Annotated in this window: 14 protein-coding genes; all 14 read right to left on the bottom strand. The window is 68.7% G+C overall.

Annotation, left to right across the window (positions count from 1 at the left end; translation table 11 throughout):
* Nucleotides 1-9: 9 nt before the first annotated feature.
* The 14 genes from ACCD11_RS13050 to ACCD11_RS12985 all read right to left on the bottom strand — a co-directional run bounded on the left by ACCD11_RS13050 (nucleotide 10) and on the right by ACCD11_RS12985 (nucleotide 15,629).
* Complete coding sequence (locus ACCD11_RS13050) at nucleotides 10-1,008, bottom strand: tripartite tricarboxylate transporter substrate-binding protein (protein WP_413314173.1); 999 nt, start codon at nucleotides 1,006-1,008, stop codon at nucleotides 10-12.
* Between the two features lie 22 nt (nucleotides 1,009-1,030).
* Nucleotides 1,031-2,236 carry a M20 aminoacylase family protein gene (locus ACCD11_RS13045; RefSeq protein WP_413314172.1) on the bottom strand — a complete coding sequence of 402 codons (1,206 nt, stop codon included), beginning with the start codon at nucleotides 2,234-2,236 and terminating at the stop codon, nucleotides 1,031-1,033.
* Nucleotides 2,237-2,307: 71 nt separating this feature from the next.
* Entirely contained in the window at nucleotides 2,308-3,579 is a 1,272-nt protein-coding gene (locus tag ACCD11_RS13040; protein ID WP_413314171.1) for an aspartate aminotransferase family protein, read from the bottom strand.
* Complete coding sequence (locus ACCD11_RS13035) at nucleotides 3,572-4,651, bottom strand: phosphotransferase (protein ID WP_413314168.1); 1,080 nt, start codon at nucleotides 4,649-4,651, stop codon at nucleotides 3,572-3,574. The genes ACCD11_RS13040 and ACCD11_RS13035 overlap by 8 nt, the downstream gene beginning before the upstream one ends.
* Nucleotides 4,648-5,676: a histone deacetylase family protein gene (locus ACCD11_RS13030; protein ID WP_413314166.1), complete on the bottom strand. Its 1,029-nt coding sequence runs from the start codon at nucleotides 5,674-5,676 to the stop codon at nucleotides 4,648-4,650. The genes ACCD11_RS13035 and ACCD11_RS13030 overlap by 4 nt, the downstream gene beginning before the upstream one ends.
* Nucleotides 5,673-6,407 carry a GntR family transcriptional regulator gene (locus ACCD11_RS13025; protein ID WP_413314164.1) on the bottom strand — a complete coding sequence of 245 codons (735 nt, stop codon included), beginning with the start codon at nucleotides 6,405-6,407 and terminating at the stop codon, nucleotides 5,673-5,675. Before ACCD11_RS13025 ends, ACCD11_RS13030 begins: the two co-directional genes overlap by 4 nt.
* 13 nt (nucleotides 6,408-6,420) lie before the next feature.
* Complete coding sequence (locus ACCD11_RS13020; protein WP_413314163.1) at nucleotides 6,421-7,338, bottom strand: DMT family transporter; 918 nt, start codon at nucleotides 7,336-7,338, stop codon at nucleotides 6,421-6,423.
* Nucleotides 7,335-8,729 (bottom strand): aspartate aminotransferase family protein, encoded by a 1,395-nt coding sequence (locus ACCD11_RS13015; RefSeq protein WP_413314161.1) that lies wholly within the window; start codon nucleotides 8,727-8,729, stop codon nucleotides 7,335-7,337. The genes ACCD11_RS13020 and ACCD11_RS13015 overlap by 4 nt, the downstream gene beginning before the upstream one ends.
* Before the next feature lie 36 nt (nucleotides 8,730-8,765).
* On the bottom strand, nucleotides 8,766-9,704 hold the full coding sequence (locus tag ACCD11_RS13010) for a 2-hydroxyacid dehydrogenase (protein ID WP_413314159.1): 939 nt from the start codon (nucleotides 9,702-9,704) through the stop codon (nucleotides 8,766-8,768).
* Nucleotides 9,704-11,356: an ABC transporter ATP-binding protein gene (locus tag ACCD11_RS13005; protein ID WP_413314158.1), complete on the bottom strand. Its 1,653-nt coding sequence runs from the start codon at nucleotides 11,354-11,356 to the stop codon at nucleotides 9,704-9,706. Before ACCD11_RS13005 ends, ACCD11_RS13010 begins: the two co-directional genes overlap by 1 nt.
* Nucleotides 11,357-12,208, bottom strand: a complete 852-nt coding sequence (locus ACCD11_RS13000) for an ABC transporter permease (protein WP_413314156.1) — start codon at nucleotides 12,206-12,208, stop codon at nucleotides 11,357-11,359.
* Nucleotides 12,205-13,179, bottom strand: coding sequence for an ABC transporter permease (locus ACCD11_RS12995; RefSeq protein WP_413314155.1), 975 nt, complete (start codon nucleotides 13,177-13,179; stop codon nucleotides 12,205-12,207). The genes ACCD11_RS13000 and ACCD11_RS12995 overlap by 4 nt, the downstream gene beginning before the upstream one ends.
* 19 nt (nucleotides 13,180-13,198) lie before the next feature.
* On the bottom strand, nucleotides 13,199-14,767 hold the full coding sequence (locus ACCD11_RS12990) for an ABC transporter substrate-binding protein (RefSeq protein ID WP_413314154.1): 1,569 nt from the start codon (nucleotides 14,765-14,767) through the stop codon (nucleotides 13,199-13,201).
* A gap of 70 nt (nucleotides 14,768-14,837) precedes the next feature.
* Entirely contained in the window at nucleotides 14,838-15,629 is a 792-nt protein-coding gene (locus ACCD11_RS12985) for a class II aldolase/adducin family protein (RefSeq protein ID WP_413314153.1), read from the bottom strand.
* Nucleotides 15,630-16,047 lie beyond the last annotated feature (418 nt).

Raw genomic sequence — 16,047 nt, 5'->3', positions numbered from 1 at the left:
AATTCACGCCTAATCGATCTTCGCCCCCGAAGCCTTCACCACCGCCCCCATCGCATCCCAGTCCGAGCGCAGCAGCTTCTGGAACTCCTCCGCGCTCTGACTGCGCGGCTCCACGCCCAGGCGCTTGAAGCGTTCCTGGATCGCCGGGTCGGCCAGCACCTTGTTGGCCGCGACGTTGATGCGCTCGACTTCCGCCTTGGGCGTGCCGGCCGGCGCGAGCAAGCCGATCCACGAATCGAAGGCGTAGCCCGGCAGGCCGCTCTCGGCCACCGTCGGCAGCTTCGGCAGGAAGGGGCTGCGCGACTGGCCGGTGGACGCGAGCAGCTTGATGCGCGCATCGTCCTGGAAGCCGATCACGCCGATGCTCGACGAGATCACCGCCTGCACGCGGCCCGCGAGCACCTCGTTGACGGCCTCGCCGGTCGACTTGGTCGGGATGTGCGTCATCTGCAGCCCGGCCTTCGCAAGGAACGACGCCATCGCAAGGTGCGTCGCGCTGCCGTTGCCGGCCGAGGCGTAGTTGTACTTGCCGGGGTTGGCCTTGACCTCCTTGATGAAGTCGGCCGTGGTCGACACGTTCATGCCGCTCGCCACCGCCAGCACATAGCCCGCGTTGCCGACGTTGGCCACGCCGACGAAATCCTTCAGCGGGTCGTAGCTCAGCTTGTTGTAGAGAAAACCCGCGATGTTGTGGCTCGCCGCCGCGAGGACCAGCGTGCTGCCGTCGGCCGGCGCGCGCGCCACCAGGGCCGCGCCCACGGTGCCGCCCGCGCCCGCGCGGTTCTCGACGATGGCGCTGGTGCCAAGCGCCACACCCAGTTCGTTGTTGAAGGCGCGCGCCACTGTGTCCTGCACCGCGCCGGTGGCGAAGGGCACGACGATGTGGATCACGCGCTGCTGTGCATGGGCCGGTGCGATGGCACCAAGCACCGCCGCAGCAGCAAGCGCGGTCAACGAACGTCGGGTGAGCGGGGTGGAGGTCATCTGTGTGGCCACTTTCTTGATCATCGTCAACAGGAAGGGAACAACTTCAACCGCCCGGCGACAGCCAGCGCTGCACCAGCTTCACGAAGTAGCTGGCACCGATCGGGATGATCTCGTCGTTGAAGTCGAACGAGGTGTTGTGAATGATGCAGGGGCCGGGCCCGTGGCCGTCGAGCCGGTGGTCGCCGTCGCCGTTGCCCAGGAAGGCGTAACAGCCGGGCCGCGCGAGCAGCATGTGGGCGAAGTCCTCGGCGCCCATCACGGCGGGGAAGTTGTCGGTGACCATGTCGTCGCCAACCACCTCGCGCATCACGCCGGCGGCAAAGCGCGCCTCGGCCGGATGGTTCACAGTCGGCGGCGAGGAGCGGTTGAAGTACACCTCGGCCGTGCAGCCATGCGCCGCCGCCACGCCGGCCGCCACTTCGCGCAGCCGCGCCTCGAGCTTGTCGATGGCTTCGATGGAAAAGGTGCGGATCGTGCCGCCCACCGTCGCCACATCGGGAATCACGTTCGGCGCATCCGAGCCCTGCAGCTGCGTGACTGCAAGCAGTGCGCGCTCGGTGCTGGGAATGGTGCGCGCCACGATGGTCTGCAGTTGCTGCGCCAGCGTGACCACCGCGGCCACCGGGTCGATGCCGGTGTGCGGCATCGAGGCATGCGTGCCGCGTCCACGCAGCGTGATCTTGTACGTGTTGCTCGACGCCATCAGCGCGCCTTCGTTGAGCGCAAAGCGGCCCACGTCGCCGACGGGGAAGTTGTGCAGCCCGAAGACCGCGTCGCACGGAAAGCGCTCGAACAGGCCTTCGTCGATCATCTTCTTCGCGCCGGCCTTGCCCATCTCCTCGGCGGGCTGGAAGATGAAATGCACCGTGCCGTCGAAGTCGTCGGGCCCTTGCTGCGACAGGTGCCACGCGGCGGCCAGCAGCATGGTGGTGTGGCCGTCGTGGCCGCAGGCGTGCATGCGGCCGGGATTGGTCGACTTGTGGGCGAACTCGTTGGCCTCGTGCAGCGGCAGTGCGTCCATGTCGGCGCGCAGGCCGATGGTGTGCGAGCCCGTGCCCTTGCGCAGCACGCCGACGAGTCCCGTGCCGGCGATGCCTCGGTGCACCTCGATGCCCCATCCGGTCAGCAGGTTCGCGACCTTCTCGGAAGTGCGGTGCTCCTCGAAACCGAGTTCGGGATGGGCGTGGATGTCGCGCCGGATCTCGACGAAACGGGCGGCGTTGGCAAGGAAGGAATCGGCGATGTTCATGGCGGCGAGGGCACTGTCGTGGGAGGCGGACGATTCTGGCGCAAGGCGGCGTTTGCCGCCATGACAGCGGGTCAAAGCCCGGCCAGCACTTCGTCCAGCGTGCCGATCAGCAGATCGGCATTGGCTTCGGAGAACACCAGCGGCGGACGGATCTTCAGCGTGTTGGCGTGTTCGCCGGTGGCGCTCAGCAGCACCTGCCGCTCGCGCAGGCCGTTGACGACGCGCACGGTCTCGGCCGTGGCAGGCGTGCGCGCGTGACGGTCTGTCACGAGCTCCAGACCCACGAACAGGCCCGCGCCGCGCACGTCGCCGATCAACTCGTGGCGCTCGGCAAGCTTCGAGAGCCCGGCGCGCAGATGGCGGCCCACGCGCTGCGCATTGGCCATCAATCCTTCGCGCTCGATCACGTCGAGCACCGCCATGCCGGCCGCCATCGACACCGGGTTGCCGCCGAAGGTGTTGAAGTAGCGGCACTCGCGGCCGAACGCGGCCAGCACCTCCGGCTGCACCGCCAGCCCAGCCAATGGATGGCCGTTGCCCAGCGGCTTGCCCATGGTCACGATGTCGGGCACCAGACTCTCGTGGCGCATGAAGCCCCAGAAGGCATCGCCGGTGCGGCCCAGGCCGGGCTGTACTTCGTCGGCGATGAAGATCCCGCCGGCCTCGCGGATCGCGGCGACCGCTTCGTTCAGGAAGCCCGCCGGGTCGGTGAAGATGCCGTCGCTCGAGAACACGGTGTCGACCATCAGCGCGGCCGGCCGCATGCCATGCGCCTGCAGGTCGGCGATGGCGGCGCGCACGCCGGCGGCGAAAGCCCTTCCCTGGTCTTCGGGCGGCACGCGGTAGCTGTCGGGCGGCGGCACGGTGCGCACCGTCTTGCCGAGCTGCACGAAGCGCCCGAGCGAAGGCGAGGCCTGCGCGATCGACTCCGTCACGCCGTGGTACGCGAAGCGCGTGACGATCAGCCCTTCGGCCTTCGTATGGGCCTTGGCGATGCGCATCGCAAGGTCGTTGGCCTCGCTGCCGGTGCAGGTGAACATCGCATGGCCGAGCTCGCGCGGCATGGTGGCCAGCAGGCGCTCGGCGTAGTCGAGCACGCCTTCGTGCAGGTAGCGCGTGTGGGTGTTGAGCACGCTGGCCTGCCGTGCAATCGCCTCCACCACGTGCGGATGGCAATGCCCCACCGACGCAACGTTGTTGTACGCATCGAGATGGCGCCGGCCATCGGCATCGGCGAGCCACACGCCCTCGCCGCGCACCGGGTGCAGCGGTGCTTCGTAGAACAGGCGGTAGGCCGGGCCGAGCAGGCGCGCGCGGCGTTCCAGGAGCGATTCTTCAGGCATGTTCGTGACTCTGGTTCATGCCGCAGGCGCGCCGGAAGGCGGCGCTCGCGACGTCGTTGCCGATGCGGTCGCAGGCCTGCAGGCGGGCCCACGAAAGCGCGTTGTTGCGCAGCAGGTAGGCCGCGTTGCCGGGGTGGCGCGCAGCGCGCCAGCCGCTGATGGCGACCACCATCACGAGCCGCGCGGTGATCAGCGTGAACAGCACGTCGACTTCTTCGCGCGTCAACGGCAGCACCGCGTGATACGCAGCGACGAAGGGCACGATGCCGGCCAGCGCATCGCCCGCCGGATCGAGCTGGTAGGCCGCAGCCACCGCGAGGTCGTCGATCAGCGGTGCACGCACCATGTCGCCGAAGTCGAGGATGCCGGCAATGCGGTCGGTGTCGCCGGGGTCGACCAGCACGTTGTAGATGTTGAAGTCGTTGTGGATGGGCTGTGTGCGCAGGCCCGCCAGCACCGGCTTTGCATCGCGCTCGAAGCGGTCGAGCGAGCGTTCGGCCAGCGCGCGCCGCGCCGGGTCGGCGATGTGCGCGAGCAGGCCACGCACGCTGTCGGCGCGCTGGATGTCCCAGGGCAGGGCAAGCGCGCCGGCCGGATGGTCGAAGCCGTGCAGCGCGAGGTCGAGCCGGGCCAGCGCGCGCGCGAGGTTCAGTTGCTGCGCGGAAGTACGCGGCGCTTCGGGCAGGGGCAAGCCCGGCAGGTAGCTGAAGAGCCGTGCCACGCGCGGCAGGCCGTCGCCCGGATCGCAGAGCAACGAAGGCTGGCCGTCGCATGTGGGCACGATGCGCTGCACGGGCAGCCCCGGATCGGCTCTTGCAATGTGCAGCAGCGCCTGCGTCTGAAAGTCCGCCACCAGCGGCGTTTCAGACGGGTGCGAGATCTTGAGCATGAAGCGCTCGCCGCTCCGCGCGGACTCAAGGCGGTAATTGCGGTCGCGCTCGCCGGTCAGCGGCCGCATCTCGCCTTCGATGCCGTAGTGGCGCAGCGCGAACGCGCGCACCCAGTCGGGGTCGAGCTCGGGCGAGCCTTCGCTCAGGACTTCCGCGTCGTCGAACCCGGCCGTTGCCGTCATGCGGCGCTCGCGAAGCCGCGCAATGCGCTGGCGAGATTCGGGCCCAGGTCGTCCGACAGGTAGCCGCCTTCCTGCACCAGCACCGTGGGCAGGCCCAGGCGCGCGATCTCGGCCAGCAGTTGCGCGAAGCCGGGCGTCGTGATCTTCATGCCCTTGTAGGGATCGCGCTCATGCGTGTCGAGGCCCAGTGCCACCACCAGCGCGCCGGGCGCGAAGGCGCGGATGCTCTCGCAGGCATCGCGCAGCGCGGGCAGGTAGCCGTCGATGTCGGTGCCCAGCGCGAGCGGCTTGTTGATGTTGTAGCCCAGGCCCGCGCCCTCGCCGCGCTCGTGCGCATAGCCGGTGAAAAAGGGCGTGAAGTTGCGCGGATCGCCGTGCAGCGAAATCGTCAGCACGTCGGCGCGGTGGTAGAAGATGCCCTGCGTGCCGTTGCCGTGGTGCACGTCGATGTCGAGGATCGCCACGCGATCGTGCGCCGCGCGCAAGTGCTGCGCCGCGATGGCCGTGTTGTTCAGGTAGCAGAAGCCGTTGGCCCGGTCGGCATAGGCGTGGTGGCCCGGCGGACGGCACAGCGCATAGGCCGCGCGCTCGCCCTGCAGCACGAGCTGCGCCGCGTGGGTGGCCACGTGGGCCGAGCCCACGGCCGCAGCCCAGGTGTGCGGGCCGATGGAGCACGCGTTGTCGCCCATGTGGAAGCCCGCCTGCCCGACCACGCTCTCCGGATACGTGCAGGGCTCGCCCGGAAAGGGATGGATGTTGGGCATGACCTCGTCGGACGGGTCGTCCAGCAGCCGCCAGCGCGCGTAGGCCGTCTCCAGGAAGCGCAGGTACTCCGGCGTGTGGATCGCGGCGCGCGGGCCGGCGCCGAAGTCTTCGCCCGCGACAACCTCGTGGCCATCGTGCTCGACCGCCGACAGCAGGCGGAAGGCCCGCTCGGGCTGCTCGTTGCTGCGCTTCAGGCGGCCGCGCACCATGAAGAGCTGCGGGTCGTGGTCCTTGTGGGCGTCGCTGTAGACGATCTTCATCTCGCGGGTCCTTGCGTGGAAGTGGTGAGGGCGACGTCGCCGTGCTGCTTCACGAACAGTGCGCGCACCTGCTGCCAGGCGTCGTCGAGATGTTCGCGCATGGCCAGGCGTGACGCCTCGACGTCGCGGCTCATCAGCGCATCGACGATGGGGTAGTGCGTGTTGGCCATGGTCTCGGGGTCGTGGTAGACCGCGTCGATCAGCGCGATGATCATCTGCATCTCGGTCTGGGTGTTCGAGAAGATGCGGTGCAGGTGCGCGTTGCCCGAGAGCTCGCTGATCAGCGTGTGGAAGGCCAGGTCGGTCGCGATGCGCACGTGCTGCGGCTGCGTGGGCGCCTCGCGCACCATGTCGTCCACCAGCGTGCGCAGGCGCTGCAGTCCCGCGTCGTCGGCCTTGCGGCAGGCCAGCTCGACCGAGGTCATCTCCAGGCTCAGGCGCACTTCGAACAGGTCGTCGATTTCCTGGACGCTGATGGTGCGCACCGCGAAGCCGTGGCGCGGGCGCGCCACCAGCACGCCCTGGCGCTCGAGCCGGCGCGCGGCCTCGCGCACGGGGGCGCGGCTCACGCCCATGCGGCGCGCGATCTCGGCCTCGACGATACGGCTGCCGGGCGCGAGGCGCCCTTCGACGATGGCGCGCGTCAGCTGCGCTTCGACCAGCCCGACCAGGTCGGGCGCCTCGACGGACTCGAAGCCGGTGCTGTCGGCGGTGGAAGAAGAAAAAACCATGGTGTTTGTCTCGTCATGTGAGGGGTAGCGGGGCCTTATTCTTGATTGGCCGCCGTGCCAGGTAGACCCCCGCGGCCATGATCAGCGCAATGCCCGCCATCGCCAGCCCATCGGGCGGCCTGTGGAACCAGAAAGTGCTGAAGACCACCGCGAGCAGCAGCTGGAAGTAGTTGAGCGGTGCCAGCGTCGCGGCCTCGACGCGCTCGAAGGCGGCCAGCAGCAGCCACTGCGCCAGCCCGCTGCAGGCACCGCCCGCGAGCAGCAACAACACCGCACCGGCAGCGGGTCGCTCGGCCGGCAGGAAGAAGGGCGCGGGCAGGGCGGTGACGACCAGGCACACCAGCGCCGTGTACGCATACTGCACCGGGCTCGCGACCCACCCCGCAAGGCGGCGCGTGAGCAGCTGGAAGATCGCATAGCAGACGGCCGACACCGCCATCAGCATCGTGCCCACCCATGGCAGGTTGCCGCCGGGCCGCACGATCAGCAGCATGCCCGCGAAGCCCACGCTCACCGCCACCCAGCGGCTGCGCTGCACCGCCTCGCCCACCAGCCAGGGCGACAGCGCCACCATGAGCAGCGGTGCGGTGAAGTAGATGGCGGTGGCTTCGGCCAGCGGCATCCAGATCAGCGCCGTCATGAAGCAGGTAGCCACGGTCGCGAGCATCACGCCGCGCAACAGCAGCAGCCTCTTCTGCGGCGCGCGCCAGATGCGCAAGTCGCCGTGGCGCAGCAGCATCGCGAAGGCAATGCAGATCACCGACAGGTAGCGCATCAGGTTGACGAAAGGCGCGGGGTAGAACTGCAGCATGTGCTTGCAGAAGGCGTCGTAGCTCGCAAAGGCCACCAGCGCGCAGAAGAACAGCGCAACGCCGGTGCTCCTGGAGCCCGGCGGGCGCAGCAGCACTGCGGCGCTCGCGGTGGTGTTCACGCCAGCGAAGCCTCGAAGCGCACCATCGCGCGATCGAAGCGTTCGAACATCTCGTCGATCTGCGCGGGCGTGATGATGAGCGGCGGACAGAAGGCCACGGCATCGCCCATGGCGCGCACGATCAGGCCCTCCTGCAGCGCGAGTTCGGCCAGCCGTGCGCCGGCCTTCATCGCCGCATCGAAGGGCATGCGCTTCGCCGGATCGGCCGCAAGTTCGAGCGCGCCGATCAACCCCACGCCACGCACCTCGCCCACATGCGGATGGCCGGCGTAGCGGCGCAGGCCGGCCTGGAACTGCGGCGCCACCGCCTGCACATGCGCGAGCACCTGCTCGTCCTCGTAGATGCGCAGCGTTTCGAGCGCGACCGCGGCAGTCACCGGATGGCCCGAGTAGGTGAAGCCGTGGCCGAAGGTGCCGATCTTTCCGCTGTTGGCGGCCACGGCCGCATGCACCTGCTCGGACACCATGACGGCCGAAATCGGCACATAGCCCGACGACAGGGCCTTGGCCGCGGTAAGGATGTCGGGCCGCAGGCCGAAGGTGGTGGAGCCGAACATCTCGCCGGTACGGCAGAAGCCGCAGATCACCTCGTCGGCGATCAACAGCACCTCGTACTTGCGCAGCACCGCCTGCACCTTTTCGAAATAGGTGGCCGGTGGCACCAGCACGCCGCCCGCGCCCATCACCGGCTCCGCGATGAAGGCACCCACGGTGTCGGGCCCTTCGGCAAGGATGCGCTGCTCGAGCGCATCGGCCAGCCGCGTGGCGAAGGCCTCTTCGGTTTCGCCGGGCTCGGCGTAGCGGTAGTGATGCGGGCAATCGACGTGCAGCACGCGGTCGATCGGCAGGTCGAAATCGCGGTGGTTGGGCACCAGCCCGCTCAAGCTGGCCGCCGCCACGGTGACGCCGTGGTACGCGTTGCGGCGCGCGATGATCTTCTTCTTGCCGGGCTTGCCGATGGCGTTGTGGTAATACCAGACCAGCTTGACGGCGGTGTCGTTGGCCTCCGAACCCGAGTTGGCGAAGAACACCTTGGACATCGGCACCGGCGCCATCGACAACAGCTTCTCGGCCAGCGCAATGGCCGCCGCATTCGAGCGGTGGTTGAAGGTGTGATAGCAGGGCAGCGTGTGCAGCGCGTCGCTGCCGGCCTTGGCAAGGCGCGCATTGCTGAAGCCCAGCGAAACACACCACAGACCCGACATGGCCTCCAGATAGCGCCGGCCCTGGTCGTCCTCCACGTAGATGCCGTCGCCGCGCTCCATCACGAGCGGGTCGACTTGCGGATGCGCCGCGAGGTCGGTGAAGGGGTGCAGGTGGGCCGCGATGTCGTTTGCGGCGCGCTCTGCATGTGCTGCTTGCAACGCGGCGGTAGGGATGGATGCGTTCATGTGGCCTGCTCCGTTGTCTTGAAATGCGAGGGCGGCTCAGTAGCCCCGGTCGAGGTCGACAGCCGTTCCCGGCCGCTCGCCGCGCCGTATGAGCGCGAGGTTGTGCAGTGTCTGCTGCGCAATCACCGACGTGTCGGTCCGGGTGGCGATGTGCGGCGTGACCAGGATGCGCGGGTCGCCCCAGAAAGGGTGGTCGGCCGGCAGCGGCTCCTGCGTGAAGGCATCGAGCGTGGCGGCGGACAACTGGCCGTTGTCGAGCGCGCGCAGCAGGTCGGCCTCGACAAGGTGTGCACCGCGTCCGACATTGACCAGGTGCGCGCCGCGCGGCAGCCGCGCGAACAGGTCTGCGCTCAGAAAGCCCTGCGTCTGCGGCGTGAGCGGCAGCAGGCACACCAGCGTGTCGCAGCCCGCGAGGAATTCATCGAGCTGCGCATCGCCATGGAAGCCCGCGACACCGGCCGGCAGGCCGGCCTTCGCACTGCGGCTCCAGCCGCGCACCGCATAGCCGATTGCGGCCAATGCCTCGGCACAGGCCAGCCCCAGGGTGCCGAGCCCCGCGATGCCGACGCGGTGGCGCCCCGGCGGGCTCATCGGCTGCTCCTGCCATGCCCCCATGGCCGCGCTCGCAAGGTACGCAGGCATCTGCCGCTGATGCTGGATCACGGCCCAGCACACGTAGGCCTTCATGCCCGTGGCCATCTCCGGATCGACGATGCGGCAAAGCGGCAGCGCGCGCGGCAGTTGCCGGTCGGCCGTGATGTGGTCGACGCCCGCGGCCAGCGACTGCACCAGCTGCAGCCGCGGCAAGCTCGCCAGCAGGCCGTGCGGCGGATACCAGCAGACGGCCGCATCGATCTGTTCGAGCGGGCCGAGGTCGGCGCCCAGCCGCAGGTCGATATCGGGGCAGTGCTGGCGAAAGGCGGGCGCAAGGTAGTGCATGTCGAGCACATCGCTCAAGAGCGCAACGCAAGGCATCAGGCCACCTTCGCAGACACATCGGCCTGCCCCGCGAGGCGTGGCACCGCGTCGATCAGCTTGCGCGTGTAGGCGTGCTGCGGATCGTTGAGCACCTTGTGCGTCTCGCCGTATTCCACCACCTCGCCGCGCTGCATCACCGCGATGCGGTCGCACATCTGGCCGGCCACGCGCAGGTCGTGCGTGATGAAGACCATCGCGAGCTGGAACTGCGCACGCACCTGCGCGAAGAGCTCCAGCACCTGCGCCTGCACCGACACGTCGAGCGCCGACACCGGCTCGTCGGCCACCAGCAGCTCGGGCTGCATCGCGAGCGCGCGGGCGATGCCGATGCGCTGGCGCTGCCCGCCCGAGAACTCGTGCGGATAGCGCTGCGCCGCATCGGCGCCCAGGCCCACGAGCTGCAGCAGTTCCATGGCACGCGCCATCGCCTCGGCCTTGCCCACGCCTTGTGCGATCGGTCCGCCCGCGATGGCCGCGCCGACGCGGTGGCGCGGGTTGAGCGAGGCATACGGGTCCTGGAACACCATCTGGATCTTGCCGGCCGCCGCGCGCCGGAAGCTCTTGCCCTGCGCGAGGTTGCGGCCCTTGAAGAGAATGCGTCCGCTGTCGAAGGGCGCGAGCCCCACCAGGCAGCGCCCCACGCTCGACTTGCCCGAACCCGATTCACCCACCAGCCCCAGCGTCTCGCCGCGGTGCAGCTCGAAGCTGATGTCCTTCGCCGCCTGCACCGCGCGGCCGCGCTTGAACAGGCCTCCGCTCGAACGGTAGGTCTTGCACAGGTCCTGGACCTGCAGCACGCGCGTCAGGTCGTCGTGCGGCACGGTCTGCGCCTGGCCGTCAGGAATGGCGGCGATGAGCTTGCGCGTGTAGGGATGCTGCGGCGCACCGAGCACCTGGGCGGCCGGGCCGCTTTCGACCACGTGGCCGGTCTGCATGACCACCACGTGGTCGGCAATTTCGGAGACCACGCCGAAGTCGTGCGTGATGAAGAGCACGGCCGTACCGCGGCGCTGCTGCAGCTCGCGCACCAGCGCGAGGATCTGCGCCTGGGTGGTGACGTCCAGCGCGGTGGTCGGCTCGTCGGCGATCAGCAGCACGGGCTCCAGCACCAGGGCGCAGGCGATCATCACGCGCTGGCGCTGGCCGCCCGAGAGGCGGAAGGGGTAGGCGTCGATCAGCAGCTCGGGGTCGGGCAGGCCCACGTCGGCCAGCGCCGCGAGGATGCGGCGTCTCTTCTCGGCCGCGGGCACGCTGCCGTGTGCGTCGAACACTTCGCCGATCTGCTCACCGATGCGCATCACAGGGTTCAGCGCGGTCATCGGCTCCTGGAACACCATGCCGATGCGCCGCCCGCGCAGCTCGCGCATCTGCGGCTCGGTGAGCTGCAGCAGGTCGTGGCCATCGAACAGGATCCGGCCCGCGACCGGCGCCACGTGCGGGCGCGGCAACAGGCCCATGACCGCGTTGGCGATCATCGACTTGCCCGAGCCCGACTCGCCGACCACGCACAGCGTCTGGCCCGGCATTACCGAGAGCGTGGCGCCTTCGACGGCCAGCGCGCGGTCGGCGCCCGAGGGCAGCGAGATGCTCAGGCCAACGATGTCGAGCACGGGATGCAGGGGTTTCATTGGCGTGACGGTGGCGTTCATTCACTTGCCCTTTCCGTGCAGCCGCGTGTTGAGCCCGTCGCTCAGGCCCTCGCCCACGAGATTGAGCGCAAGCACGGTCAGTACGATGGCCAGCCCCGGGAACAGCGCCATCCACCAGGCCTGGCGCAGCACGGTGCGCGCGGCGCCGACCATGTAGCCCCAGCTCATCTGGTTCGGGTCGCCCAGGCCCAGAAAGCTGAGGCTGCTTTCGAGCAGGATGGCCGTGGCCACCATCAGCGAGGCCATCACGATGATGGGCGACATGGCGTTGGGCAATATCTGCGTGAGGATGATGCGCGACGTCGACTGCCCCGCGAGCAGCGCGGCCTGCACGAAGTCGCGCTGGCGCAGCGTGAGGAACTCGCTGCGCACGAGGCGCGCCACCGGCGGCCACGAGACGATGGCAATGGCCACGACGATGGACTTGATCGAAGGCTCGAAGATCGCCACCAGCACGATGGCCAGTGCGAAGCTCGGCACCGCCTGGAACAGCTCGGTGAAGCGCATCAGCGCCGCGTCGATCCAGCCGCCGAAGTAGCCCGCGATTGCGCCGAAGGTAACGCCGATCAGCAGCGCCACGATGGTGGACACCACGCCGATCAAGAGCGAAATGCGCGCACCGTAGACCAGGCCCGCGAGGATGTCGCGTCCGAGCGTGTCTGTGCCCAGCAGGAAGCCGGGCTCGGTCCAGGGGCGCACGAAGGGCTGCTCGACCATGGCCCACGGGTCGTTGGTGGCGAGCCAGGGTCCGAGCAGTGCAACGGCTGCCACGATCAGCAGCACCACCATGCCGGCCACGGCGCCCTTGTTGCGGCGAAAGCGCCGCCAGAAATCGCTTTGCATCGTCGTCATGTCAGCTCGATCCGCGGATCGACCAGGGTGTAGACCAGGTCGGTGATGAGGTTGAAGAGCACGGCCATCGCGGCCGTCACCAGGAAGGCGCCGAGCAGCAGGCTGTAGTCGCGCTGCAGCAGCGCGTCGAACATCAGGCGGCCGATGCCGGGCCAGGCGAAGACGGTCTCGGTGAGCACGGCGCCGCCGATCATTCCGCCGGCCTGGATGCCCGCCAGCGTGACCACCGGCAGCAGCGCGTTGCGCAGTACATGCGCGCGCAGGATGCGGCCGGGTTTCACGCCCTTGGCGCGCGCGGTCTTCACGAAGTCCATCTGCGCCACCTCGAGCATCGCAGCGCGCGTCATGCGTGCGTAGACGGCCATGTAGAACAGTGCGAGCGTGAGCGCCGGCAGCACCAGGTGCTTCGCGACGTCGAGCGCCAGCGCGAAGCCGGTGGCACCCGAGCCCACGGTCAGGAGCCCGAAGCCCGGCAGCCATTCGAGCTGCACCGTGAACACCAGCACCGCCATCAACGCGAGCCAGTACAGCGGCGTGGCATAGAACAGCAGCGCCACCACGGTGATGGCGCTGTCGACCCACGTGCCCGCGCGCCGCGCCGAGAGCGCCCCCAGCGTGATGCCGAAGAGCAGCGAGAGCGCGAAGGCTGTGCCGGTGAGCAGCAGCGTTGCGGGCAGCCGGTCCATGATGAGTTTGAGCACCGGCTGCTGCTGGCGGTACGAGTAGCCGAGGTCGAGCCGCACCACCTTGCCGACATAAGTGGCGAGCTGCGTCGACAGCGGCTGGTCGAGCCCGAACTGCGCGCGCAGCTGCGCGACGAACTGCGGATCGGACGCGCCGGCCTCGCCCGCCAGCACCGACACCGGATCGCCCGGCGCGGCGCGCACCAGCATGAAGTTGACCGTGGCGATCAGCAGGATCGCCACCAGGCCCTGCAGCACGCGGGTCAACATGAACTGCGTACGTTTCATTCGGTCGTCACTCCGCGCGTCAGCCGACGCTTGCGTTGCCGAGGCTGTCGTTGAGGCCGATGCCCGAGCTCACGATGTTGCTGAGCTTGGTGCGGTAGAGCGTGGGGAAGTTGAGCTCCAGCAGCCAGGCCACGGGCACCTCGTCGAGCAGGATTTTTTGCGCCTGCAGGTAGATGGCCTTGCGCTTTTCCGGATCGGTCTCGCGCGCACCGGCATCGAACAGCTCGTCGAGCTTCGGGTTCGAGTAGCCCTCGACGTTGTTGAACGGCGAGCCCTTGGCGATGTTGGCGGTGGTGTAGTTGCGCGCCACGCCCAGCGCCGGGTCGCCGTACTGGTAGACGTAGGTGAAGGCGAGGTCGTAGTCCCAGTCGTTCAGGCGCTGGTTCCAGCCGGCAACGTCGGTGGCGGTCATCTCGACCTTGATGCCGGCCTGGGCCAAGTTCTGCTTCAGGATCTCGGCCTGGCGCGACCATGTCTCACCATAGGGCAGCGGCAGCAGCCGCAGGGTCTCGCCCTTGTAGCCCGATTCGGCCAGCAGCTTTTTGGCCGTCTCAACGTTGCGCGGGTACTTGGCGACGTCGGTGCTGTGGAATTTGATGTTGCTGTTGAACGGCCCCGTCGCCGGCTTGGCAAAGCCCTGCCACGCGATCTTGGCCATGGCCTCGCGGTCGATGGCGAACATCACGGCCTGGCGGAACTTGACGTTGTCCATCGGCGCCTTGCGGTTGTTCAGCCACAGCCACGAATGCGGCGCGAAGAACTCCCAGCCCTTGGTGGTGACGGCAACGCCCGGCAGCTTGGACAGCCGCTGCACGTCGAAGTACTCGACCGCGCCGCCGGGCACCAAGTCGACCTTGCCCGACTCGAACGCCGCCGCGCGCGAAGCCGCGTCGGGAATGACGTGGAAGTAGACGCTGTCGACCAGCGGCACGTCCTTGACGTGGTACTTGTCGTTGGCCACGAGCTGGATGTACGAGCCCTTGACCCACTCCTTGAACTTGAACGGCCCGGTGCCGATGGGCGTGGCGTTGGCGGGGTTGGTCGCGAAGTCGGTGCCTTCGTAGATGTGCTTCGGGATCATCGGCATGCTGCCGACCTCGAAGATGCCGATGAAGGGCCCGAAGGGGTATTTGAGCTTGAACTCGACCGTGAGCGGATCGACTGCGCGGATGCTTTCCACCGCAGCCAGGTTGGCCCGCAGGCGCGCATGCGTCTTGCGCAGGAACACGTCGGCGGAGAACACCACGTCGGCCGAGGTGAAGGGCTTGCCGTCGTGCCAGGTGACGCCGGGCTTGAGCTTGAAGGTGTAGAGCGTGCCTTCCTTGTTGACGGTCCACGCGGTGGCCAGCGAAGGCAGCGGCGTGATCTTCTCGTCGTAGCGCAGCAGGCCTTCGTAGATGTTGCCGGAGATCATCTGCGTCGGGCCGTTCTGCGTGATCCCCAGCATCAGCCCCGGCGGTTCGGGCTGGACGACGGCGTTGATCGTGCCGCCCTTCCTGCCCGCGGCCAGAAGGTGCAGGGGAACGCCGGCCAGCGTCAGGCCGGCGGTGGCGGCGGCACCCATCTGGATGAGGTTGCGACGTTTCATGGGGCGAACTCCTTCTGGCTCTTTCGAGGTGGTGGACAGGGTCAGGGAACGGGAGGGGAAAGCGGGGCGATCAGTCGCGGAACGAGGTGGCCGGCGCGGGCTCGATGCGCTGCAGCAGCGCGCGCCATTCGCGCGCGTTCGGGTCGGCCTGGCCGGGCAGGTGGCTGCCGCCGCCAGCTTCGTATTGCTGCGCGGTCTTCTCGCAGACCTCGGCCGGCACCGGGTAGACCGGCTGGCCGCTCGACTCGATGGCCACCTGCACGCGGCAGGCGCGCTCCAGGTTCAGCATCAGGATGAAGGCCTCCGACACCGTGCGGCCCAGCGTCACCAGGCCGTGGTTGCGCAGGATGAGCGCGCGCGCCGTCGGGCCAAGGTCGGCCACGAGGCGCTCGCGCTCCTCGGGGTCGAGCGCGATGCCCTCGAAGTCGTGATAGACCACGCGCTGGTAGAACTGCAGCGCCCACTGGTTGCAGGGCTGCAGCCCGCCGGCCAGCGACGACACCGCCACGCCGGCCACCGTGTGCGTGTGCAGCACGCAGGCCGCGTCGTGGCGCGCCCCGTGCACCGCGCTGTGGATGGTGAAGCCGGCCGGGTTCACGTCGTAGGGCGAGTCGTCGAGGATGCGGCCCGCAAGGTCGATCTTGACCAGCGACGAGGCCGTGATGTCGCGAAACAGCATCCCAAAGGGGTTGATCAGGAACTGGTCTTCGGTGCCCGGCACACGCGCGGAGATGTGCGTGTAGATGCTGTCGTCCATGCCGTAGTGCGCCACCAGCCGGTAGGCCGCGGCCAGGTCCTGTCGAACCTGGCGCTCGGCGTCGGAGACCGGCGGGGCCTTGCGGTCCACTGCGTGCAGTTGCATATCGCGTTCCTTTTCACCGGCCTGGCTGGCAGGCCAAGCCCTTGTTTGGGGTTCATCGGGTTGACTGCAAACTGTCGACAGTCAACCGACGACAGTCTTAAGCAATATGCGGGCCCGAGTTATGGGGTAAGCCCTCGGTCGTCGTCCTAGGAGGCGGGAAAAGCGGCGCCACGAGGGAAGCGGAGCGCCAAAGCGCCCGGGGGGGGGGGGGGGGGGGGGGGCGGGGGGGGGCCCGGGGGGGGGGGGGGGGGGGGGGGGGGGGGGGGGCTATTGCGGGCGCGGCCGGGGTGGGGGGGGGGGGCTCGGCTTCGCGTGCGCGTTCGGCATAGCGGTTGACGCGCCAGGCGTAATCTTCCATCGTGCGGCGGCGCCACGGGGCGCGCTTCTCGACGGGCGTCATGGCGGGCCAATGCTGCAC

The organism is Variovorax sp. Varisp36, assembly GCF_047304235.1.
In the GTDB taxonomy this organism is placed as follows: domain Bacteria; phylum Pseudomonadota; class Gammaproteobacteria; order Burkholderiales; family Burkholderiaceae_C; genus Variovorax.
Note: the sequence above shows the minus strand (reverse complement) of the source record. Positions and strands in the feature narration are given on the sequence as shown.